The 21,934-nt window shown below is 43.6% G+C and carries 21 protein-coding genes and 1 pseudogene; 7 read left to right on the top strand and 15 right to left on the bottom strand.

The annotated features are described in order from the left end of the window. Nucleotides 1-107: 107 nt before the first annotated feature. From IQ274_RS02715 to IQ274_RS02730, 4 genes are all read right to left on the bottom strand, one after another. The gene (locus IQ274_RS02715; RefSeq protein ID WP_193867294.1) at nt 108-2,471 is read right to left on the bottom strand and encodes a response regulator; all 2,364 of its coding nucleotides are present in this window, start codon (nt 2,469-2,471) and stop codon (nt 108-110) included. Nucleotides 2,472-2,791: 320 nt separating this feature from the next. Beyond that, nucleotides 2,792-3,934: an XdhC family protein gene (locus tag IQ274_RS02720; RefSeq protein WP_193867295.1), complete on the bottom strand. Its 1,143-nt coding sequence runs from the start codon at nt 3,932-3,934 to the stop codon at nt 2,792-2,794. A 313-nt stretch (nt 3,935-4,247) separates the two neighbouring features. Beyond that, nucleotides 4,248-4,397 (bottom strand): hypothetical protein, encoded by a 150-nt coding sequence (locus IQ274_RS02725; protein ID WP_193867296.1) that lies wholly within the window; start codon nt 4,395-4,397, stop codon nt 4,248-4,250. 344 nt (nt 4,398-4,741) lie between these two features. Beyond that, nucleotides 4,742-5,464, bottom strand: coding sequence for a DUF4142 domain-containing protein (locus IQ274_RS02730; RefSeq protein ID WP_193867297.1), 723 nt, complete (start codon nt 5,462-5,464; stop codon nt 4,742-4,744). Nucleotides 5,465-5,864: 400 nt separating this feature from the next. On the opposite strand from IQ274_RS02730, the pseudogene IQ274_RS02735 reads away from it, so the two are divergent. After that, a pseudogene (locus tag IQ274_RS02735) lies at nt 5,865-6,065 on the top strand (hypothetical protein); the annotation flags it as partial. 395 nt (nt 6,066-6,460) lie between these two features. On the opposite strand, the gene IQ274_RS02740 reads toward IQ274_RS02735, so the two are convergent. Further along, nucleotides 6,461-6,721: a hypothetical protein gene (locus IQ274_RS02740; protein WP_193867298.1), complete on the bottom strand. Its 261-nt coding sequence runs from the start codon at nt 6,719-6,721 to the stop codon at nt 6,461-6,463. A 113-nt stretch (nt 6,722-6,834) separates the two neighbouring features. Between IQ274_RS02740 and IQ274_RS02745 the strand changes: the two genes are divergently transcribed. Next, on the top strand, nt 6,835-9,354 hold the full coding sequence (locus IQ274_RS02745) for a tetratricopeptide repeat protein (protein ID WP_193867299.1): 2,520 nt from the start codon (nt 6,835-6,837) through the stop codon (nt 9,352-9,354). 34 nt (nt 9,355-9,388) lie between these two features. On the opposite strand, the gene IQ274_RS02750 is transcribed toward IQ274_RS02745, so the two are convergent. Beyond that, nucleotides 9,389-9,589: a hypothetical protein gene (locus tag IQ274_RS02750; protein ID WP_193867300.1), complete on the bottom strand. Its 201-nt coding sequence runs from the start codon at nt 9,587-9,589 to the stop codon at nt 9,389-9,391. A gap of 62 nt (nt 9,590-9,651) precedes the next feature. On the opposite strand from IQ274_RS02750, the gene IQ274_RS02755 reads away from it, so the two are divergent. Beyond that, entirely contained in the window at nt 9,652-9,906 is a 255-nt protein-coding gene (locus tag IQ274_RS02755; protein ID WP_193200542.1) for a UPF0175 family protein, read from the top strand. After that, nucleotides 9,896-10,378 carry a DUF3368 domain-containing protein gene (locus tag IQ274_RS02760; RefSeq protein ID WP_193867301.1) on the top strand — a complete coding sequence of 161 codons (483 nt, stop codon included), beginning with the start codon at nt 9,896-9,898 and terminating at the stop codon, nt 10,376-10,378. Before IQ274_RS02755 ends, IQ274_RS02760 begins: the two co-directional genes overlap by 11 nt. Nucleotides 10,379-10,387: 9 nt before the next feature. Here IQ274_RS02760 and IQ274_RS37205 read toward each other — a convergent pair whose 3' ends face one another. The 4 genes from IQ274_RS37205 to IQ274_RS02775 form a co-directional block, all read right to left on the bottom strand. After that, the gene (locus IQ274_RS37205; protein ID WP_265578507.1) at nt 10,388-10,522 is read right to left on the bottom strand and encodes a hypothetical protein; all 135 of its coding nucleotides are present in this window, start codon (nt 10,520-10,522) and stop codon (nt 10,388-10,390) included. Nucleotides 10,523-10,873: 351 nt separating this feature from the next. After that, nucleotides 10,874-13,069, bottom strand: a complete 2,196-nt coding sequence (locus tag IQ274_RS02765; RefSeq protein WP_193867302.1) for a xanthine dehydrogenase family protein molybdopterin-binding subunit — start codon at nt 13,067-13,069, stop codon at nt 10,874-10,876. Then, nucleotides 13,066-14,049 (bottom strand): FAD binding domain-containing protein, encoded by a 984-nt coding sequence (locus IQ274_RS02770; protein ID WP_193867303.1) that lies wholly within the window; start codon nt 14,047-14,049, stop codon nt 13,066-13,068. The genes IQ274_RS02765 and IQ274_RS02770 overlap by 4 nt, the downstream gene beginning before the upstream one ends. After that, a complete protein-coding gene (locus IQ274_RS02775; protein ID WP_193867304.1) occupies nt 14,036-14,659 on the bottom strand; it encodes a (2Fe-2S)-binding protein in 624 nt (207 codons plus the stop codon). Before IQ274_RS02775 ends, IQ274_RS02770 begins: the two co-directional genes overlap by 14 nt. A gap of 481 nt (nt 14,660-15,140) precedes the next feature. On the opposite strand from IQ274_RS02775, the gene IQ274_RS02780 reads away from it, so the two are divergent. Continuing rightward, the gene (locus IQ274_RS02780; RefSeq protein ID WP_193867305.1) at nt 15,141-16,178 is read left to right on the top strand and encodes a cysteine hydrolase family protein; all 1,038 of its coding nucleotides are present in this window, start codon (nt 15,141-15,143) and stop codon (nt 16,176-16,178) included. 97 nt (nt 16,179-16,275) lie between these two features. Here the strand turns inward: IQ274_RS02780 and IQ274_RS02785 are convergent, their stop codons facing one another. Then, nucleotides 16,276-17,190, bottom strand: coding sequence for a LysM peptidoglycan-binding domain-containing M23 family metallopeptidase (locus tag IQ274_RS02785; RefSeq protein ID WP_163934682.1), 915 nt, complete (start codon nt 17,188-17,190; stop codon nt 16,276-16,278). A 340-nt stretch (nt 17,191-17,530) separates the two neighbouring features. On the opposite strand from IQ274_RS02785, the gene IQ274_RS02790 reads away from it, so the two are divergent. Then, entirely contained in the window at nt 17,531-18,739 is a 1,209-nt protein-coding gene (locus IQ274_RS02790; protein ID WP_163939597.1) for an HhoA/HhoB/HtrA family serine endopeptidase, read from the top strand. Nucleotides 18,740-18,768: 29 nt separating this feature from the next. On the opposite strand, the gene IQ274_RS02795 is transcribed toward IQ274_RS02790, so the two are convergent. The 4 genes from IQ274_RS02795 to ispD form a co-directional block, all read right to left on the bottom strand. Beyond that, nucleotides 18,769-19,116 carry a DUF760 domain-containing protein gene (locus tag IQ274_RS02795; RefSeq protein WP_012411319.1) on the bottom strand — a complete coding sequence of 116 codons (348 nt, stop codon included), beginning with the start codon at nt 19,114-19,116 and terminating at the stop codon, nt 18,769-18,771. After that, entirely contained in the window at nt 19,106-19,246 is a 141-nt protein-coding gene (locus IQ274_RS02800; protein WP_193867306.1) for a hypothetical protein, read from the bottom strand. Before IQ274_RS02800 ends, IQ274_RS02795 begins: the two co-directional genes overlap by 11 nt. Nucleotides 19,247-19,376: 130 nt before the next feature. Then, nucleotides 19,377-19,919, bottom strand: a complete 543-nt coding sequence (scpB, locus tag IQ274_RS02805) for an SMC-Scp complex subunit ScpB (RefSeq protein WP_193867307.1) — start codon at nt 19,917-19,919, stop codon at nt 19,377-19,379. A gap of 207 nt (nt 19,920-20,126) precedes the next feature. After that, complete coding sequence (gene ispD, locus IQ274_RS02810; RefSeq protein ID WP_193867308.1) at nt 20,127-20,810, bottom strand: 2-C-methyl-D-erythritol 4-phosphate cytidylyltransferase; 684 nt, start codon at nt 20,808-20,810, stop codon at nt 20,127-20,129. A 69-nt stretch (nt 20,811-20,879) separates the two neighbouring features. Between ispD and IQ274_RS02815 the strand changes: the two genes are divergently transcribed. After that, the gene (locus tag IQ274_RS02815) at nt 20,880-21,839 is read left to right on the top strand and encodes a glycosyltransferase family 9 protein (protein ID WP_163935321.1); all 960 of its coding nucleotides are present in this window, start codon (nt 20,880-20,882) and stop codon (nt 21,837-21,839) included. The last annotated feature ends 95 nt before the right edge of the window (nt 21,840-21,934 follow it).

The following is a 21,934-nucleotide window of genomic DNA, read 5'->3' on the forward strand; positions in this document are numbered from 1 at the left end:
TATCAGCATCATTGAGGGTTAAAGGGTTAAAGGGGAAAGGGAAATGGGGAAAGGTTTTGAATACATCCTTTACCCAATACTCAAAAAGCCTTCTTTCCTATTGCCTTTTAGCTCTGCTTAAACATAGAATTAGCAACTTGGTATAGAGATTGTAAGTTTAGTCCATCATTAGGATACTCAACCACAGCAAAGTTACAAGTTACCTGAAAGCGATCGCCATTTGAAGCTGTAAATACTTGCTGGCGAAGCTTAATTAAAATTTCATTGAGGCGATGTTTGACGACAAGTTGCTCTGTGTTTACACTTACTTCTGTTTCAGTAAAACCAGAAACTCCTACCACAAATTCTCCATTACCCCAATAGCCTAATATTTCGCCACTGCAAAATGCTGATTGAAATAGCCGACTCCATCGTTGCAATACTTGATTACCAGCCTCATGGCCGTACTGGATATTAATTTGGCGTAAATCGCTGATATTCAAGATCATCAAGCAAAGCGATCGCTGATTTTTTTCGGCTTGAGCAATTAGGCGTTGTAAGTCGCGGCTAGACTGAAATTGATTTGCCAGTCCCGTTAAGGGATCTTTGGTAGAGAGCGACTGGAGTAAGCGGCTGCGTTCTAAGCGATGGGTAATCCTGGCCAGCAATTCTGCCCCTACAACAGGTTTAACCACATAATCATCTCCCCCAGCAGCAAACACCTGCTGCACCGTTTCCATCTCTCGGTGAGCCGTCAGAAAGACAATTGGCAATTCCTGCCATTGGGGATCTGTGCGAACTGCCTGGCAAAGTTCTATACCACTAATTTGGGGCATTTCCACGTCCAAAATCAACAAATCTGGTGCAGTAGATTGTAATACTTCCCAGAAACGTCGGGGATCGTCCAATCCGGTGATTCGCATTCCCCAAGGTTCTAACATTGGGCCTAGTGCTGCTAAAATAAGCGGGTCATCATCAACTACTAATACATTTACTTTTAAAGAACGGGTAAACTGTAAGATTTGTGAGGCAGTTTCCCAAACTTGACTTGCAGCGACAGGCTTGAGGAGAAAACCCCGTGCCCCAGACTGAGCCAAAGTTACACGATCCACTAGTCGATCGGTGACAGCAAGTGCCAGAACAGGTATAGGAGGGGTGTATGTTGCTAAGTCCAACATTAATGCTAAACTTTCCTCTCGCTGCCCTATCTCATCTACATTTAGCACTACTAAATCTGGTGATGTGGTTTGCAAGAAGTTTTTTGCACCTTCTAACGTTGTTATTTGCTGCCAACGCATTCCCATAGAATATGCCACTTGTTGCAACTGTGAACCCAGTTGTAAATCAGGGTCAATGAGCAGTAACTTAGAACTTATCTCTTCCTCAATCGAGGTAGCAGTTTGATCTACTAGCTTTTGTGCCATTAAGTTTAACAATTCGCCTAACTCTTGTATCAGCGATATCAGTCGGCGTTTTTGGGCTGCTAATAACTCTCCATCTTTGGCTAAAATCTGTTCAATTTTCCGTGCTATTTGAGTTCCTGTCTCTTGCTCAAACATTCCCAAAACACCAGCTAGCTTATGCGCTTCCCGTTCAGCCGAATTACGTAATTTTATAGTTAGTGTGCCGCTAGAGAGTTCTGCTGCTGCTTGTTGCAATACCTCCATTCGCTGTGTCATTAACCCCTGGTATTGACTCCACAGCCCATTCATTGCTTGCTTAAACTGCTGTTCAACAGATGGAGAGGTATCGGGTGTGAAAGAATTTTCAACTAGATTTTTTTGAGTTATTTCTTTTTTGATATTTTCACTACTAGTAGTTTTTTGGGATTTTAAGCGATATCCCAAACCATAAACGTTTTCAATCCAGTCTACGGCTCCAACTACTTTCAACTTGTGTCGTAACCCCTTAATATGAGACTTCACAGTTTCTTCTTGGGGTGGATCGTCAAAAGTCCAGAGATGTTCGATAATATCTCCCCGACTAAAAACCCGCAATGGATTCCGCAGTAATATCTCCAGCAGACTATATTCTTTAGGTGTCAAATCCAGAACTTGATTGTCGTATGTTACTTCGCAAATACTTGGATCTAAACGCAATGCTCCAACTTCTAGCACTGGAGGACGGGGAGTATCGCCGCGACGTAGCAAAGCGCGTACTCTTGCTTGCAGTTCTCTCAAATTTAAAGGTTTAATTAGATAATCATCTGCTCCAGCATCGAGTCCGCGAATGCGATCGCTAGTTTCATCTTTTGCTGTGATCAATAAAATAGGAGTGGAACAGCCACTAGAACGTAAGCGCTGGCATAAAGTAATACCATCCAGCTTCGGCAATACCACATCTGTTAATATCAGGTCGTAGTTCGTAGCTTGGGCATATTCCCAGCCAATTTGTCCATCTTCTGCTATTTCAACAGCATAGTGTTGTTGGGTAAGAGACTGCAACAAAACACTTGCTAAAACTTCGTCATCTTCAATCAGCAAGATTCTCATCGCAACACTACCTTTTTTTGCATATAGAAATCCTATTGGGACTTAAACAAAAATGTAGACCAAATTGGCTTTATAAGCAGTAAATACATAATGATGAACATCAAGCAATCGAAAAATTAACTTCAAGGACATTCGATTACCACAGGTTACAAACTGAAGCGATCGCAATTTCTGCAATGTGACGCAAAAAACGACATCCTTAATCAAGCAACAGGTTTTTTGCTGTACCCGTCACAAGAATAATAGCTATGCTTGATGTTTCAGTTTCTATATTGCTTATGGGTCAATATCATAACAGATAAGCACTATGTCCCCAGTTACTAATTAAAATTGTTTTGATAACTTTTATGAATTGGTTGATTACGATTTTTTAAAAAATTACTCTTACGGTTTGTCAGCACTGCTTGAATTTCTGCAATGATGGCGATCGCTATTTCTTCTGGTGTCTCTGCACCAATATCAATACCAACAGGACTATACAATCTATTTAATTGTTCACTAGTAGGAACTATCCCTTTGATGGATAAATCTTGCAGCAATCTTTCTGTGCGATGCTTTGTTCCTAAAACGCCAATATAACGTGCAGGAGATGGTAGCATCATCTTTAAAATTTCTAGATCGTCAAGATAATTATGCGTCATCACTACAGCTATTGTTTGAACATCTATAAAAATCTGTTTATGTAAAATATCTCGATTGCTAAGGATCACATCACAACCTAGAGGAAATCGCGCTCTAGTTGTCTCATTAGCTCGACAATCAACTACAGTAACATCCCAACCTAATGCTTGAGCAAACTTTGCTACGGGTACAGCGCCATAACCTGCACCAAAGATTACTAAAGGTGTGGGTGGTTGAATGACTTCGATGAAAACTTCTGCACTGCCTAAAGGTAACTGATAGTTGTTGACGCTTGACTTTTGATTAACAAAGGCCGCTTGAACATCTGCACTCAGAGATTCAATTAAATTTGGATCTTTAATGTCAGTGACAATTTTACCATTTGGATACAGCAGCAAGCGCGACCCAAGTTTTACATCTACCTCGCCTTCAAAAGCAAAGACTGTAGCAATGATACCCAAATGTTTTTTATGAAAGCACTCTTGTGTAAAAGCGATCGCATTGGGTATGCTTTTTCTCTCAAGCCGTTCGATGAGAACTTGTACTACGCCATTGCATCCTAAACCAAAACCCCAAAGAATATCTTCCGAGGCGGTGCGATCGTAAGTCACAAGAATTGGTTTGCCGTCTGACATTCGTTGCTGAGTATACTCAAATACGTCATTCTCTAAGCAACCAGCGCTGATTGTTCCGATCATCCGACCTGTATTTGTCATAAACATTTTAGCACCAGGTCGGCGATAGGTTGAACCTTGAGTTTTAACTACAGTGGCAAGAAAAGTGATTTCACCACTTTCTTGACTGGATTCAAAGCCTTCTAAAATTGCTTGTAATTCATTCATTTGATTGTTTATTTTTCTATTTATAGTAGTTTTGAAGCTTGAGGATATGATAGTGACAATGAAAACTAATAGAGTTTAGTTAAGGCTATAAATCAATACACTTCATTTAAGGATAATCGTAGGTTGAGGTTGAGGAACGAAACCCAACATTTTCGGTAGTTTTTGACGCTAACTGAACTTTATTGAGCTATAACTATTTGTGAAAGTCAATTTTTTTAACGAACTGCTTGAAGATTTAATTTTATTTAAATGCAGAGGAGCGCAAAGGTAAGCGCAGGAAATTCGCTACAAATTAATGAAATGTTGTACTAAGTTAAATTAATGCGTTCCCCTGCAATGCCAATGCGTCTCTTTGCAATGCCAATGCGCCGCTTTGCAATGCCAATGCGTTCCACTGTAATGCTAATGCGTTTCTCTGCAATGCCAATACGTTCCTCTGCAATGCTAATGCGTTCCTCTGCAATGTTAATGCGTCCTTCTGCATTTAAAAAAACGCTTCAATTTTAATGAAGCAGTCTAGGAGCCTAGCTACGAGTGGCATCCAGTCCTGATTATAGACGAGGTAGAGAGATTGTTTTGCCTGTTTGTGCGGCTTCGTAAATCAAGGTTATAAGTTTTTGGTCTGTAAGGAACCTCCACGTGGGGTAGCTTGCCCAGTCGGTTGTTGGGCTGCAATCTCTTCGTTCATACTACCAAGTGCGGCGGCTGAAATGGCTCCTAATCTAGCAGTTGTTAGAATCTGACGACCAGAAAACTATCCTTTAAACAATTCAGACATTGTAGTTTTTTAATGATGAAATTTTGGACTTAGGGGGTGCTGGTTGGAGTTGGGGTGCTAGTTGGGCTACTAGTTGGAGTGCTAGTTGGGCTGCTAGTTGGGGTACTATTTGAAGTTCCACCAGGATTAACAATGGAACGAACCTCTTCCAAATGTTTTTGGAGGGTTGGTAGCGCTTGAGCCGCAAATGCTTTCACATCTAAATCTTGTCCCTGTTGAGCTTCAGTTTGAAATGCCGCGACATCCTTTTCATGAGCTTGAAGCATCTGATTCAGATATTGGCGATCAAAGTTAGTGCCAGAAAGCTTAGATAAACGTTGCTTGATTTGCTGATTATTGCTGCCGATACTAGTTGGCAGTGTGACACCTTTTTGAGCTGCCAACTGTTTGAGTTGTGCGTTGACCTGAGTATGATCTTGAACCATACGCTGTCCATATTGTTTGACTACATTGCTCCTTCCACGTTGTGATGCAAGTTGTCCTAATTGGACTTCTGCTAAACCATCTTGAGCCGCTTCAGTAATAAATTGTCTATCTGAAGAACTGAGGTTATTTTGCCCTGATGCAGTTGGTGAAACAGTTGGGGAAGCAGTTGGAGAAGCACTTGGAGATGGACTTTCAGTTGCTTGCACAGACTGAGCAGATGGGACTTCCGATGTATTCTGGTCACGGGGAGTAGTTGGTGTGCAACCAGTTGCGACAGATAAAGCGATCGCTGCTAAACCAGTAGAAAATATTTTGAAGTTGGACATAATCAAAGCTTTCCTTGAATAAAAGTGTATTTTGAAACGCAAAACTGTCGCGATCGGATAGTTAGGTGCGATCGCTAATTTAATGACGAGTTAAAATCTAATATTTACCCCAGATAATCTGGATTCATTGCTGTAGTGTCGTTTTGCTTTAATCCCAAAGCGGAAGCAGTTTATTAAAAACTGCGTTTACCGATCTCTATAATTGCCTCCTACAAGCAATAACAGGAATAAGCCGAATAGTATCATGACAATTTGGCATAGAGAATCTAACTAAGGTGTGTTTTGAAACTTACTCCGTAAGACGCATTCACAATGCAAGCCGATGTGTTGATAATGCAAGTTGATGCATTTACAATGCAAGCCGATGTGTTAATAATGCAAGTTGATACATTCACAATGCACTGAGAAACTAGCTTTATACCGGGCTGCTGCTGATGCTGCCAGATTAGCAGAATGGGAATTTCATAATGCTGTATTAGCGATGAAAGAAGTCGTGCGCGGGCAATATGGCTCAGATAGCGATCAAGCCCAAGCGGTGGGATTGAAGAAAAAATCAGACCGTAAACGTCCTTCTCGTAAAAAGGCAGTTGCGATGGCATAACCGTCCGATGGAAGCGATCGCCAAGTTAATCAACTTGATTAAGATTGAAAATTGGCGATCGCCGCTCGTGTGATTGAGCTTTCATAGTTTCGGCGATGCCTACGGCTGGCTACGCCTATGCATTTGCAGTATTCGGCGTTGCAGTTTATGAAAGATGCGATCGGGCTAACGTTAAAGATCCACGGCAGCAAATATCTTTTAACTCCGTACCGGGCGCTTGCGTTCGTCTGCTACAACGGGCTTGTTAACCTGCAATCGCAATTGCGATCGCCTTTGCTTGCCTTTCATATTTCTCTACCAAGTTGTCTTACAGCAATAATTAGAGCGAATCGATGCTGCTTCATACCCGCGCTTCAGCGATACTGTAACATTCCATTCGCTTGGCTCTAAGTTGACTACTTCTTTTTTTCCCTTGTCGGGCTTACCATCACAGGCACTAAAGTTTTAACTAAACCTGTAATCGCCACAATCACAGAGGCAATTCCCCCAATCGACAATGAAGTTAAAATTGCTGCCGCCAGAATAATTTCAGTAGGGCTATATCCATCTCGCATCCAAGTAGATGGATTTTCTACCGATGTTGGCGAGGCGGGGATTAATTGCGAAGTTTGGGTGGTTTGATTGGAGTTGACAGGAGTTGTTAAGGCAGTTTTCATGGCTAAACCTCTTCTAAATGTTTCTATGCAAATGGTATTTCTGCCAGAAGAAGAGGAGATTCCCTAAAAGTAGAAACTTAAGTAGAATTAAGTAGAAATCTTACAAGCTGTCTATGCAATGGCGTGATTTTTTAGAACAAGAAGCCGCAAATCATGACTTGTCCTTGGAGGAAAAGACAGCTTTTATAGAGCGGTTGAAGACTGAAAAATCAAGCAATAGTGAGGCAAAAGTTGCCAGCGAGTTGAACATTGGTGTTGCTGCTGTTAAAAAGCGGATGGCTGAGGTGTATGACAAGTTCGCCAAGAGTTATCCTGAATTAGCCACTTCTAACAGTCGGGGTAAGCTGGAAAAGTTACGGGCTTGCCTGACAGCGAAATATAATAATGGCGGGCAAGATGTTCGCCCCACAATTAAAGAAATTCATCAAAATATTCCCCCTGCTGTCCCATTTGAAAAATTTGTGGGACGAGAGGCGGAACTACAAAAGCTGCACCAGCAATTACAAACATCTCGGCAAGTTGCAATTGTAGCTGTGGCAGGTATGGGTGGAGTTGGTAAAACTGAACTCGCTACCCAATACGCCAAACAGCATTTGCAGAAATATCAAGGTGGGGTTTGCTGGTTATCAGCACAGGGAATAGATGTCGGAATTCAGATTCTCAGATTTGCGGAATTAAAATTTAAACTCATTACACGGGATGATTGGGAATTAGCAGATAGGTTGAGAGACTGTTGGCAGAATTGGCAACAAGGTGAAGTACTGCTGGTGTTTGATAATGTCACCGACTACAAAAAACAGGTTCAACCTTATTTACCCCCAGAATCACCCCGGTTTAAAGTATTGCTGACAACGCGCGAGAAATTTGACAGAACTTTGCCGCAATTATCTTTGGGTGTTCTCAAACCATTGGCGGCGATGAAATTATTAAAATCGCTGGTTGATAAAGAACGACTTAAAAGCGAACCTTGGGTTGCGAGAGAAATTTGTAAATTCTTGGGATATTTGCCTTTGGCGTTAGAGTTAGTTGGCCGATATCTGGATACAATGCCAGATTTGTCTTTGGAGACACTGCTGAAGCGGCTAGAGAAAAAGCGACTAGAATACGAAGCAGTAGCCAAGGCTAACCCATTTATGCGTTATGAATATGGTGTTGCTGAAGCTTTTGCATTGAGTTGGGAACAGTTGGATGAGAAAGCACAAGGTGTTGGCTGTTGGCTGAGTTTGTATGCTTTGGCTGATATTCCTTTTTCTGTTGAGGGGATAGAAGATGACGATGCACAAGAATTATGGGAGAAAGCTATAGCTAATTTGCGGAAACTGCATTTACTACAACGACAAAGCAAAGGAATATATCGTCTACATCCACTGATTCGGCAATTTTTCCAAATGAAGTTGGATGAGTTAAGTAATGCAGATGAGGTGAAAACAAACTTTACAGTGCAGATGGTAGAGGTGGCAAAGCAAATTCCGCAACAGCCTAACCGTGAAGATATTTTAAATCTCACTCCCTTTATCTCTCACATTGCAGAAGTTGCAACCCACTTATCCGACTATCTCAGCAACGAGGATTTAATTTGGCCTTTCACACGCTTAGGCTGGTTTTATAAAGGTCAAGGACTTTATCAGCAAGCAGAACCTTGGTACAAACTATGTGTAGAGGTCGCTGAAAATCGTCTTGGTTTAGAACATCCCAATGTCGGCGCTACCCTGAACAATCTAGCAGGACTCTACAAATCTACAGGACGCTACAGCGAAGCGGAACCTCTGTATCTGCAAGCTTTGGAACTGACAAAACGCCTACAAGGAGACAACCATCCCGATGTCGCCACTAGCCTGAACAATCTCGCAGGACTCTACGAATCTACAGGACGCTACAGCGAAGCGGAACCTTTGTATCTGCAAGCTTTGGAACTAACAAAACGCCTACAAGGAGACAACCATCCCGATGTCGCTACTAGCCTGAACAATCTCGCAGGACTCTACGAATCTACAGGACGCTATAGCGAAGCGGAACCTCTGTATCTGCAAGCTTTGGAACTGAGAAAACGCTTACTGGGTGACAAGCATCCCACTGTCCCTACTAGCCTGAACAATCTTGCAGCACTCTACTGTTCTACAGGACGGTACAGCAAAGCAGAACCCCTGTATCAGCAAGCTTTGGAACTAATAAAACGCTTATTGGGAGACAACCATCCCCATGTTGCCTCTAGCCTGAATAATCTGGCAGTACTCTACTATTCTACAGGACGCTACAGCGAAGCCGAACCTCTGTATCAGCAAGCCTTGGCACTGAGAAAACGCTTATTAGGAGACAACCATCCCCATGTTGCCTCTAGCCTGAATAATCTCGCAGCACTTTACGATTCTACAGGACGCTACAGCAAAGCTGAACCCCTATATCAGCAAGCTTTAGAACTAAGCAAACGCTTACTGGGAGACAACCATCCCAATGTCGCCGATAGCTTAAACAATCTCGCATTACTCTACAATTCTACAGGACGCTACAGCGAAGCCAAAGCCTTGTTTCAGCAAGCTTTGGCAATTTGTGAGCAGACTTTAGGTGTAGGTCATCCCGATACGATAAGAGTTCGGGAAAATTATGCAATCTTTTTAAGAAAACCATATCGCTAACGATTGCCTCCGGCACGCTACGCGATCGCACCCTTTATCCCAAAATCACACCAAACTGATACCACACAACAGTTGTAGTTGAAATTTTAGCAGCGATCGCCATCAATTGTAACTTCAAATAGCGATCGCTCCTTCTTCTCTCTTCCTTCGCGCCCTTTGCGTCCTTTGCGGTTCGATTCTCATGCTCATTAGCAAAGGGCGATCGCTCATTCATCTCTAAATTAAACTGAAACATAGAGCGAGCGCTTACTTATTTCGAGTTCCAAACGCCAAATTTGAGGTTCTGAGGATAAATTTATGCGAACAGTACCAATCCAATTACCAGAAACAGTATTTTCAGCACTTCGTAAAAATCCAGAAGAATTTATCCAAGAAATGCGAATTGCCGCAGCAGTTAAATGGTATGAATTAGGTGACATTTCACAAGCCAAAGCAGCAGAAATTGCTGGACTAACTCGTGCTGAATTTATTAATGCCTTATCACGCTACCAAGTAGATTTTATGCAATATACTGCTCAAGAATTAGCCCAGGAACTGGCAAATGTCGATTAATCGTGTAATTATTAACTCTTCACCTTTGATTGTTCTTTTGAAAAGTCAGCAAGCAAAATTAATTCCCCAATTATTCACAGAAGTTTTAGTTCCATTCGGTGTTTTTGAAGAAGTCACAACAAAAGATGATGTCGCATCAACACAATTACCCAGTATTTCTTGGATACAAACAGTAGAAGTTAATGCTATTGCGCCTGTTGTAGCAGCTTGGGATTTGGGAAAGGGGGAATCACAAGTATTGAGTTTGGCACTAAAAACTTCAGACTGTGCCGCTATTGTTGACGATAGGGCAGCACGGCGTTGTGGTCAAGCTTTAGGTATTACTACTATTGGAACAGGAGGCTTGCTGATATTAGCAAAAAGACGTGGAATAATCCCAAGCATATCTCCTGGAATTCAAGCTTTGCGTGACGCTGGTTTGTGGTTATCTGATAGTTTGGTCAATTTACTCAAACAACAAGCAGGGGAATAGCGATCGTCCCTAAATTCTAACTTCAAACAGCGATCGCTCCTTCTTTTCTCTTCCTTTTCTGCGAGACGCTACGCGTAGCTTGCTTCCCCATAAGGGTACGCGCCATTTGCGTCCTTTTTCAACTGTGAGTGCAAGTCGATGCATTATGAATGCAAGCCGATACATTCACAATGCAAGTCGATACATTCATAATGCAAGTCGATACATTCATAATGCAAGTCGATACATTCACAATACAAGTCGATACATTCACAATGCAAGTCGATGCATTCACAATGCTTACCTTTTGTTTAAGCTTGCTAGATTTAAAACTAAACGTCCTTCTCGTAAAAAGGCAGTTGCGATCGCGTAACCGCACGCTGGAGGGCAGGGGGAGCAGGGGAGGCAGGGGAGACAAGGGGACAAGAGGTGAGAACTTGAAACAAGTCTTTCCCCTTGTCCCCAAATCCTCTTACCCATGCCCAATGACAAATGACCAATGACAAATGACAATGACTACAGCAATTTATCTAATGTAATTGGCAAATCACGAACGCGCTTACCTGTGGCATGATAAACAGCGTTAGCGATCGCCGCAGCAACACCAGTAATGCCAATTTCCCCAATCCCTTTGACACCAAGGGGGTTGATATGTGGATCGTGTTCATCAACAAAAAACACCTCAATATCAGGAACGTCTGCATTTACTGGTACGTGATATTCAGCTAAATCATGGTTGACAACGCGTCCTAGATTCGGGTCTATAATCGTATGTTCCATCAGTGCCATACCGATACCGTAGACAATCCCACCGATGAGTTGACTGTTGGCTGTTTTAGCGTTGAGGATGCGTCCAACACCAAAGCTTCCCACCCAGCGCGTTACTCGCACTTCACCGGAATCAGGATTAACGCGGACTTCGGCAAATTGTGATCCAAATGCGTGCATTGAGAACTTCTTTTGTTCGTCTCCCAGCTTGGCATCTGCACGTGCTTCGATCATTTTCATTCCATGTCGTGCCAAGATTGCTTGATATGTTTCGCTTACAGACGATTTATTTTTTAAGAAAAAGCTACCATTTTGGGCAATCACATCTTCAGCGTTTGAACTATAAAGCGGCGATTTTTGATCGGCAAGTGCTAGTTGTAAAAGTTTACTACGAGCTTGATTGCCCGCTAAATGTACAGCCGAACTTACACTAGCTGCTGTTTGCGAACCACCGGAAATGGGAGTTTCTGGCATCTTAGTATCGCCTAGTTCAAAGCGAACTTTCTCAACTTGTACACCAAGCGCATCAGCTGCAACTTGAGTCATGACAGTATAAGTACCCGTACCAATATCTTGAGAACCGCTTTGCACTAAGGCTGTACCGTCTGCCATAATCTGAGCGATCGCAGATGCCGGAGAACGATTGGTAGGATAAGTTGCTGTTGCCATACCCCAACCAATCAAATAATTGCCGTCTCGCATCGAACGGGGTTGAGGATTGCGCTTTTGCCAGCCAAATTTTTCTGCTCCTGTCTTGTAGCACTGAATGAGTGACTTGCTCGACCAAGGCAGTCCTTTACTAGGATCGACATCAGCGTGGTTACGCAGGCGCAGTTCCACCGGATCAATATTGAGCGCATAAGCGAGTTCGTCCATTGCCGATTCTAAGGCGAACGATCCAGAAGCTTCACCTGGGGCCCGCATATAGGTTGGTGTTCCCTGATCTAGCTGAACCAGACGATAGCTAGTTTCGATATTCGGGCAAGCGTAAATCATCTGAGCGCTTTTACCAACAGGTTCGATAAATTCATCGAAAGTTGAAGTCTGTGAAGTGCCGGTGTGTCGGAGAGCGGTCAATTTGCCATCGCGGGTTGCACCCAAAGAAACCTGTTGAATTGTCTCTGGTCGAAAGCCCACAGGCCCATACATCTGTATGCGTCCCAAAACTAATTTCACTGGGCGATTAACCTGCCGTGCTGCGATCGCTGCTAGCGGTACATGCGACCAAGCCGACCCTTTGCAACCAAAGCCACCGCCCACAAAGTAAGACATAATGCGGACTTTCTCAGGCTCAATTCCTAATACCTCCGCAACTTTTTGTTGAGTCGAAAAAATTCCCTGAGTTGCGTCATACAACAGCAATTGATTGCCTTGCCAAACTGCTGTTGTCGCATGAGGCTCCATCGGATTGTGATTTTCCACTGGAGTGGTATAAGTCTGCTCGACGCGCACAGCAGCATTCGCTAGTCCCTGTTTGACATTGCCGTGAGATGAATCGGGCGATTCTTTTGGCAAGTATGCCTTAGCGAGATTCTCCCGCATATTGATGGCAGGTTTCTCTTCGTCATAACGAACTTGTACGAGTGAGGCAGCATACATCGCTCGTTCAAAGGTATCGGCAACGACGACACCAATATGCTGACCGCTATACAGTACAGTGTTATCTTGTAACACTTGCACCTTATGACCGCCGCCCTTTTCTCCATCAGCTTTGGGCGCGTTGAGGTGGGTAATTACTGCTAATACACCCGGTACTTGCTCCGCCGCCTTGGTGTCGATTTGGGCAATTTTACCTTTAGCGATCGCACTTTGAATTGTGACTCCATAAGTCATTTTTGCGACTGGAAACTCTGCTGCATAGCGTGCTTCACCCGTCACCTTCAGATGGCCATCAACTCGGTTGAGTGGTTTGCCGACAACTATATTTGTATCCCCTGCATTCATGCCATCCCTCCTACTGTTGTCAGCGCCTTAACAATGGTGCGTTTAGCCAGTTCGACCTTAAACCCGTTGTATTTTTGAGGTTTAGCTTCAGCAACGGCTGCATTTGCTGCTGCTTGAAATGCTGCCTGGTTTGCTGGCTGATTCACGAGGGCTTTTTCTGCATCGTAGGCACGCCAAGGCTTTGTCCCTACCCCACCAAGGGCAATGCGAGCCGAGCGAATGATCCCATTTTGAATATCTAGCACCGCCGCCACTGATGCCATTGCAAAAGCATAAGAAGCGCGATCGCGAACTTTTAAATAGTGCGATCGGGCTGCAAATGGTGAAGCAGGTAAGTCAACGGCAATAATTAACTCTCCGTGTTGTAAAACTGTTTCCCGTTCTGGTGTCTCGCCAGGGACAAGATGAAAATCTACAAGTGGAATACTCCGCTCTCCATTCGGCCCACGTGTTTGCACAACCGCATCAAGTGCCACCATTGCCACCGCCATATCAGAAGGATGAGTGGCAATACAGCGATCGCTACCGCCGAGAATTGCGTGAATCCGGTTGTAACCCTCAATTGCCGCACAGCCGGAACCAGGAACGCGCTTATTGCAGGGCATGGAAGTATCACGGAAGTAGTAACACCGGGTACGTTGTAGCAAATTTCCGCCCACCGTTGCCATGTTTCGCAGTTGCGGTGATGCCCCAGACAACAACGCTTCTGACAGCACAGGGTAACGCTGTTGAATTATTGCATCATAAGCAACGTCGCTATTGCGTGCCATTGCTCCAATCCGTAGATTGTTACTTTGCATTTCTATCTTGCTTAGTGGGAGTGGGTTAATATCAACCAACTCTCTTGGCGTTTGCACATTCAACTTCATCAAATCGATTAGGCTAGTACCACCGGCAAGATACGAGGCTTCGGCATCTGGAGCCACCAAAGCCACGGCATTTTCCGCTTGTCGCGCTTTTTGATAGTTAAACGGCTGCATCTTTTTTTCCTTCTAAGACATCGCGGACAGCAGCCACGATATTTTGATAAGCACCGCAACGGCAGATATTGCCACTCATTAATTCCCGAATGTCGTCATCTGACTTAGCGTGTCCTTCGTTGACTAAACTCACCGCCGAACAAATTTGTCCCGGTGTGCAATAACCGCACTGAAATGCGTCGCGGGCAAGAAATGCGGCTTGCATCGGGTGCAGATTGTCTCCTTGCGCCAGACCTTCAATAGTTGTAATGGCAGCATCTGTGTGCATGATGGCAAAAGTCAGGCAGGAGTTAATTCGCTGTCCATCAACCAGCACCGTACAAGCGCCGCATTGACCGTGGTCACAACCTTTTTTACTGCCAGTTAGCCCTATGTATTCACGAAGTGCATCAAGTAAGGTAACACGCGGTTCAATTTGCAAACTATGTCTTGTTCCGTTCACCTGTAATGTTACCTTCATAGTTTCAGATATCGAACTTTTCAGCATGGGGGTAGTTCTTTTTATCGGAGTTTGTCCCACAGTTTTCTCTGCAAAATTACTGATCGTAGCCGCTACTGTACTGACGAGCATCAATTGGCCCAATCTACGCCGTCTTAGGCGAAACTTCATCTTTTTACTCCATTCTGCTTTTGTTGAGTAATAATATTCAGTAATTCTTCTGGCTTAAATTCTTAGTAAAAATCATTTTTACTTTATAAATATTTACCTCAAAATAACATTGTTAACAGAATACAATTTCATCTTGTTCTCGTCTCTCTATCAGAAGATTTATGTCATAAGTATCATCCCTACTTAAATAAGTTGGCACAATAAAATTAAACTATGTAAAGAAAAACGAACTAGGCTAAAACTCTCATATATATTGCCTGTTGCCTATTGCCTTATCACAACGACAATTATTTACGCCCACTTACTTATCATCTTGTTCTGGAACTAAGAATATTTTTATTTATTTGCTGTATCAATAATTGGAGGTTAGGGTTGAGTAGAGTATTACTGTTCAACCTATGACACCCGAAATCGTGCTTTGCTCAAAGAAGAATTCGATGAATGTCGGTAAATCATAATATAAAATCGAAAAGCTGAAATTATGAACACCCAAACAACAACCAAACTACCAATTCCCCCACACTTTAACCCCAATAAAGTAGGAGAGGTCTGGCGTGTACCTTACCAACAAATTGCTGCAACAGCTGAAACTTGGATAAAACAACATGATATCAAACCAGCATCTTCAGACAAAAATCGTATTTGCTTATTGTTAATTGATGTTCAAAATACTTTTTGCATCCCCAACTTTGAACTATTTGTAGGTGGACAATCGGGGAATGAAGCGGTGAATGATAACGTCAGGTTGTGTGAGTTTATCTATCGCAACTTGGGAGTAATTACAAAAATTATACCTACTCTAGATACCCATACAGCAACGCAAATCTTCCATCCCATCTTTTGGGTGAATGCTGCCGGAGAACATCCTACTCCAGCAGCGACTAACATCACTTTAGCAGACATCGAACAAGGTATCTGGAAGGTTAACCCAACGGTTGCTGATAGTATTACTAATGGGGATTATGAATTATTAGAAAAACACGCTTATCATTACGTTAGAAAACTCAGCCAAGATGGAAAATATCCCCTAACAATTTGGCCTTATCATTCTATGTTGGGCGGTATTGGTCATGCTTTAGTTTCATCGGTGGAGGAAGCAATATTTTTCCACAGTATTGCTCGTCAAAGCCAAACACAATTTGAAATTAAGGGTGAAAATCCTTTAACGGAAAATTATTCGATCTTACGTCCAGAGGTGTTGGAAGATTTTGAACAACGTCCACTTGGTCAAAAGAACACTCGTTTGATTAAGCAACTTTTAGAATTTGATACTGTTATTATTGGAGGACAAGCTAAAAGTCATTGCGTCGCCTGGACAATTGACGATTTATTAACAGAAATTAAAGAGGTAGATGCTACCCTTGCTCAAAAAATCTATCTATTAGAAGATTGCACTTCTCCCGTTGTTGTTCCAAATATTGTGGACTACACAGAACAGGCAGATGCAGCATTTGCAAGGTTTGCAGAGGCAGGAATGCACATCATAAAATCTAGCGAAAATATAGCATCCTTTATTTAACGCAAAGGATCGCAAAGGTTCCGCAGAGGAACACAGAGATTTCCTTTGCGAAACCTTTGCGCTTCCTTCGGCGTTCCTCTGCGTTTAAAAACAAACCTCATTTCTTCAAATAACCTTTGGGATCTTGTGCTACCCAACCCAAAGATGAGGTAGAACGCACTTCAAAATGGAGATGTGATTGAGTGGAAGTTGGTTTGCCACTAGTGCCTACTGTTCCTAGTAAGTCTCCTTTTTTTACTTGCTGACCAACAGTAACCTTAATACTGTCAAGTTGGGCGTAGCGGCTTTGAAGCCCGCCACTGTGGTTAATGATGACTAACTTGCCATAAGAACCTTGGTCATTAGCAAAGGCTACGGTTCCAGGAGCGATCGCTAATACATTACTCCCAACTGGTGCTAATAAGTCAACACCACTGTGGAAAAAAACTTCACCTGTCGCCGGATTAATTTGCCATCCATAAGCTAATCCTACATTTGCCACTTGTGCCAAGGGATATCCAGAAAGGGATGCACGGTTTGGCGTACCTGCATCAGTAGGTAAAGGGGACTTAGTTACAACACCATTGGGCGACCAATTTACCCCCGGAACAAACACAATTCTGGGGTCTTGTTGGCAGCCATTCACCTCAAAAAGGCTATCAGCACGAACTTTGTATTGTGCTGCCACTTGTCGCCAAGTTTGACCGCGAGGTACTTCAACTACAATCCCATTGTAGGGAGGAATTTGAAGCACACTACCAACGGGTGCGTAGGTGGAACCCGCCGCAGGCATCGCGCCATTCTGCAAAGCTGGATTCATGCCAATAATAGTTGTAGGTATGAGATTGTAGCGCTGCGCTATGCTCTCCAAAGTTTCGCCACGAACAACTTTATGGCGTTGGAAGCGAGATAGGGCTGGAATCGGGCAACCACCTACAGCAGCGTTAGCACTGTTCAAGTTTGGCAGTATGCTTACTAGGCCCAAGGCGCTAACTAGGCTACAGAGAAACAGTTGACGAAAAGGTAAAGTCATGTATACAGATCAAGAGCGCATTAACTTTAAATTTTAGATGGAGAGTGTGGGAAGTGGGGAGATCGGGGAGCAGGGGAAGCAAAGGGAGCAAAGGGAGCAAGGGAAGCAGAGGGCAAGAGGACTTGGAGACAAGGTGACAAGGTGACAAAAGTTTAGAACTTACAACAAGTCTTTCCCGTTGTCCCCAATTCTCCTTGTCCCCAAGTCCTCTTTCCCATTCCCAATTCCCAATTCCCAATGCCCAATGCTTAATTCCTCGTAAATTGATCTGTCCACTTGCCGTTAGCTTGACTACACTTAGAAATTAGCAACTGCATTGTTGTCCTTAAGCAGAATTATTATGAAGTTATCTTTAAAGCAACTAGGTGTTTATTTGTTCTTACTGGTATTTGGCTGTGGTGCAGGTTTGCTTGGCAGTCGCTATCTCCTGCTACAAAATTCCTCATTCCAACAGTTAAGAAATGTGACAATGGCTTCGCCTCCAGAATCTGTAGTGCCAAATTCTCCTAGCGGAGTAATTGGAGCTACTGGAGGCGATAATGTGAATTTTATTGCGACGGCAGTGCAAAAAGTTGGCCCGGCTGTAGTGCGAATTAATGCCACTCGCAAAGTTGCTAATCCCATCTCTGATGCCTTAAAAAATCCACTCTTACGGCGATTTTTTGGAGAGGATGAGCAACCAATGCCTGAAGAACGGATTGAGCGCGGTACAGGATCGGGATTTATTTTGAGCGAGGATGGGGAATTACTCACTAACGCTCATGTAGTAGCAGATACAGACACAGTACAAGTCACTCTCAAGGATGGTCGAAGTTTAGAGGGGAAGGTGGTAGGAGTTGATTCTGTGACAGATGTGGCAGTGGTGAAAATAAAAGCGAATCATTTACCAACTGTAAAACTGGGCAATTCGCAAAACTTAATACCAGGACAGTGGGCGATCGCAATTGGCAACCCTCTGGGTTTAGATAATACTGTCACTATCGGCATTATCAGCGCTACCGATCGCACCAGCACTCAAGTTGGTGTACCAGATAAGCGAGTCAGCTTTATCCAAACTGATGCCGCAATTAACCCTGGTAATTCCGGTGGTCCCTTATTAAACGCTCAAGGCGAAGTGATTGGTGTTAATACTGCCATCCGCGCTGATGCTCAAGGACTCGGTTTTGCGATCCCCATTGAAACCGCCGCCCGCATTGCCAATGAACTTTTTACCAAAGGGCGTGTAGAACATCCCTTTTTGGGTGTTGAAATGGCAGACCTTTCTCCCATCAAAAAACAGCAGATTAATCAAGAAAATCAACTCAACATTCAGCAGGATGTTGGGATTGTGATTAAAGGAGTTACAGGCGATTCCCCAGCCAAGCGCGGAGGATTGCTTCCTGGAGACGTGATTCAAAAAGTTAATGGTAAACCAGTCAAAACCTCGGCCCAAGTTCAAAAGCTGGTAGAGTCCAGCAAAGTTGGGGACATAATAGCTATCGAGGTCAATCGTAGCGGGAAAATTCAAACCTTCAAAGTACAATCAGGAGCTTATCCTGAAAGGAAGTAGTCAATAGTCCCAGAATGTTTGACTATTGACTATTGACCATTAGACAAATGCTCTAACTGCATTCTTTGTTCCATCTGGCGCAGAAAATACCCCGTCATCATGGCCGACGCTAGAAGCCCAGCTAAGTTATCCCGATCTGTTGTAATTTGCACGTTGAAATTTTCTGCCGGGAGCATTCCCACTAGCCCTTGGACATTTTGCGAGATGATTTGTTTAATTTCAGGGCTGGCGGATTGAGCAATCCTCGCTAGAACATCAGGAGACTGATGTTGTAGATATTTGAGTAACTGATTGGGGTATTCCTCAGCGTGGTCGGAAAGAAGTTGATTGGGGTGTTCCTCGGAGTTGTCATTTAAAAAGTCAGGATTAAACACCATTGGCAGTTTTATTTAGCTTAATTGCTAACTCTACTCTAAACCATAGTACAAGGCTAGCGCATTCACCACGGGTATAAGTCATTGGTATTGGGAATTGGGCATTGGGCATTGGGCATTGGGCATTGGGCATTGTGAATTGGGGATTGGGGATTGGGGATTGGGGATTGGCATGAAGAAGAGACAAGGAAGAGACTTATTTCAATAACTCCCCCTTGTCCTCCTTGTCTCCCTCATCTTCACCATTCCCCATTCCCCATCCCCTATTCCCCACTCCCCACTCCCTTTAGTTCTAGTTCTAGTTCTAGTTGTTCTTCCTTTTGACTGTTGGAAAGTATTTGTGGGAGTTGTTCGATTTGGAAATACTGATGAAATTTTGGGGTTACTTGGAGTGAGTAGGAACGAGAATCGCTGTCTCGGCGTTTGCGGATAAAACCAAGTTCTACGAGTTCGGGAACGTGTTGATATACTCCTGAACCGCGCAAGTTAATCAAGTCGCTCTGGAGTATAGGACTATTGAGGGCGATCGCAGCTAAAGTCCGCAATGCACCTACACCCAATTCTACTGGTATCATAGTTTGCACTAAATCCTGAAAATCAGACCGTAGTTGCAAACTGTAACCATCAGGGGTTTCTATTACCTCTAGGGCGCTATCTCGGTGGGCATAATTGTCCATGAGTTCAATTATGCCTTCTTTGACAGAGGCGCGATCGCACGCTGCATACTCGGCGATTTCGCCGAGCGACAAGGGTTTACCCTTTAAATAGAGAATTGCTTCTATCTTCGTCGCTGTGGCTGTAATCATTTAGTCATTTGTCATTAGTCATTGGTCATTAGTCATTAAGTCATTGGTCATTAGTACATGACAACTAACAATCAACAAGTGTGTGGCATTATATCGTAAATTGTCAAAATATTGTTTGATACTCTCAAATTGGGCATGGAGATTAGGGGAGAGGTGACAGGTTACAGAAAATAATCTGTACCCTGTACCCTATTACCTATTCCCTTCTCAAAAGCCTCTAGTTGTGAGAATAAATTCTGCGATCGCTAAATCTTGGGGAGTCGTCACTTTTAAATTTGTCTCCTCTCCCTCGACAATTCGGACTTCGATGCCGCACTTTTCAAATAAAGCGGCATCGTCAGTTACTTCCCAACCTTGACGGACACCTTCGGCGTGGCACTGTTTCAACAACTTGACATCAAATCCTTGGGGAGTTTGTGCCGCCCACAATTTTTGTCTGTCGGGTGTTTCTTGAATTATGCCTTGTTGATCGACAACTTTGATTGTGTCTTTGACGGGTACACCAGCAATTAAACCGGGGCAGTGGCGAATGGCTTGGGCACAAGAGTTAAATAAATCTGGTGTGGCGAGACATCTAGCGCCATCGTGAATTAACACTTGCTCTGCGGCTACTGGCAAAGCCTGCAAGCCATTGTAAACAGATTCTTGACGCGTGGAGCCGCCTTGAATAAATTCCACTGGTTTAGTGAGCTTGAGATCGGCGAGAATTGCTCTGAAGTCTGGCCAATCGGTAGGCTGAGAAATAATCCCGATCCAACTGATTGTATTGGCAGCTTCTGCGGCTAATAGAGTCCAAGCAATAATTGGTTGCGATCGCACTTTCAGCAGGAGTTTATTGCGGTTACTACCCATTCTTTTTCCGATTCCCGCAGCTGGAATTAGTAAATACACAGAATTCCTCAATCTTTAAGCTATATATTTTCCCCTAAAATAGGGAGCGAGTAAGCGTCAATAAATATTATGCGAGTAGTAGCCCTTGTACCTGGCGGAATTGGCGACCAAATTCTCTTCTTTCCGACTCTAGATGACCTGAAGCGCAATTACCCTGACGCTCAGATAGATGTCGTTGTTGAACCCCGGTCAAAGGCTGCCTACCGAGTGAGCAAGTCAGTTCACGAGGTGCTGAACTTTGATTTTAACGACCGTAATAGTCTGGCAGATTGGGGTAACTTGGTGGGGACAATTCGCGATCGCGAATACGATGTTGTCATTGTTGTTAAGCAAATTTGGTTGCTTAGTCTTTTGCTCTGGTTGACGGGAATTCCCATACGTATTGGCTACAAAGGCAATGGTTCGGTTTTTCTGACCCACGCTGTGCCATTTAAAGCATCTCAGTATGCGGCGGCAGTATATCACGATTTGCTGCAACCATTGGAAATAAATAGTCCTGTCCCAGAGTTAGCAGTAAATGTGCCCAAACCAGATATTGAGTGGGCACAAAAAGAACAGAAACGCTTAGGGGTGCATGAAACAGGCTATATCTTGATTCATGGCGGTTCTGGCCAGTTATCTCAGGCTAAAGAACTGGATAAAATCTACCCTGTCGAAAGTTGGCATCAAATTATTCAAGGTTTCCAAGACAAGCAGCCTGACCTGCCTGTGGTGGTTGTTAAGGGAATTGGCGATGAACAGTTTGTGCGATCGCTTCTGGGGTCTTCTCCAGATATCAAGGTGACTGCCCCAGATGATATTGGCAAGTTAACTGCGATGATTGCCGGGGCAAATTTGATGTTGTCTACTGATAGTCCAGCACTACAACTGAGTGTTGCAGTCCAAACCTATACCATCGCCCTATTTGGGCCCACCGATCCAGCTAAGTTGTTGCCGAAAAACGATAAATTCTTAGCTATTGCATCCCCCACGGGAAAAACAGCGGATGTTTCACCAAACGCAGTTTTAGAGAAAATCTGGGGTGGTTAAACCAGCAGTTTGTCCCAACTTCTGCAATTAGTCTATTGGATATCTAAATGTAGTCATGCGTTTGTTGAATGACCGCAAAACCTGGTTGTGACAGC

It is taken from the genome of Nostoc sp. LEGE 12447, assembly GCF_015206985.1.
Taxonomy (GTDB): domain Bacteria; phylum Cyanobacteriota; class Cyanobacteriia; order Cyanobacteriales; family Nostocaceae; genus Nostoc.

Coding starts and splice junctions, on each gene's coding strand:
- IQ274_RS02790 (WP_163939597.1), top strand. CDS start 17,531: ATGAAGTTATCTTTAAAGCAACTAGGTGTTTATTTGTTCTTACTGGTA.
- IQ274_RS02765 (WP_193867302.1), bottom strand. CDS start 13,069: ATGAATGCAGGGGATACAAATATAGTTGTCGGCAAACCACTCAACCGA.
- IQ274_RS02730 (WP_193867297.1), bottom strand. CDS start 5,464: ATGTCCAACTTCAAAATATTTTCTACTGGTTTAGCAGCGATCGCTTTA.
- IQ274_RS02795 (WP_012411319.1), bottom strand. CDS start 19,116: ATGGTGTTTAATCCTGACTTTTTAAATGACAACTCCGAGGAACACCCC.
- IQ274_RS02750 (WP_193867300.1), bottom strand. CDS start 9,589: ATGTTTCAGTTTAATTTAGAGATGAATGAGCGATCGCCCTTTGCTAAT.
- scpB (WP_193867307.1), bottom strand. CDS start 19,919: ATGATTACAGCCACAGCGACGAAGATAGAAGCAATTCTCTATTTAAAG.
- IQ274_RS02800 (WP_193867306.1), bottom strand. CDS start 19,246: ATGCCCAATGCCCAATGCCCAATGCCCAATGCCCAATTCCCAATACCA.
- IQ274_RS02720 (WP_193867295.1), bottom strand. CDS start 3,934: ATGAATGAATTACAAGCAATTTTAGAAGGCTTTGAATCCAGTCAAGAA.
- IQ274_RS02815 (WP_163935321.1), top strand. CDS start 20,880: ATGCGAGTAGTAGCCCTTGTACCTGGCGGAATTGGCGACCAAATTCTC.
- IQ274_RS02770 (WP_193867303.1), bottom strand. CDS start 14,049: ATGCAGCCGTTTAACTATCAAAAAGCGCGACAAGCGGAAAATGCCGTG.
- IQ274_RS02755 (WP_193200542.1), top strand. CDS start 9,652: ATGCGAACAGTACCAATCCAATTACCAGAAACAGTATTTTCAGCACTT.
- IQ274_RS02775 (WP_193867304.1), bottom strand. CDS start 14,659: ATGAAGTTTCGCCTAAGACGGCGTAGATTGGGCCAATTGATGCTCGTC.
- IQ274_RS02715 (WP_193867294.1), bottom strand. CDS start 2,471: ATGAGAATCTTGCTGATTGAAGATGACGAAGTTTTAGCAAGTGTTTTG.
- IQ274_RS02780 (WP_193867305.1), top strand. CDS start 15,141: ATGAACACCCAAACAACAACCAAACTACCAATTCCCCCACACTTTAAC.
- IQ274_RS02745 (WP_193867299.1), top strand. CDS start 6,835: ATGCAATGGCGTGATTTTTTAGAACAAGAAGCCGCAAATCATGACTTG.
- IQ274_RS02760 (WP_193867301.1), top strand. CDS start 9,896: ATGTCGATTAATCGTGTAATTATTAACTCTTCACCTTTGATTGTTCTT.
- IQ274_RS02785 (WP_163934682.1), bottom strand. CDS start 17,190: ATGACTTTACCTTTTCGTCAACTGTTTCTCTGTAGCCTAGTTAGCGCC.
- IQ274_RS02740 (WP_193867298.1), bottom strand. CDS start 6,721: ATGAAAACTGCCTTAACAACTCCTGTCAACTCCAATCAAACCACCCAA.
- IQ274_RS37205 (WP_265578507.1), bottom strand. CDS start 10,522: ATGCATCGACTTGCACTCACAGTTGAAAAAGGACGCAAATGGCGCGTA.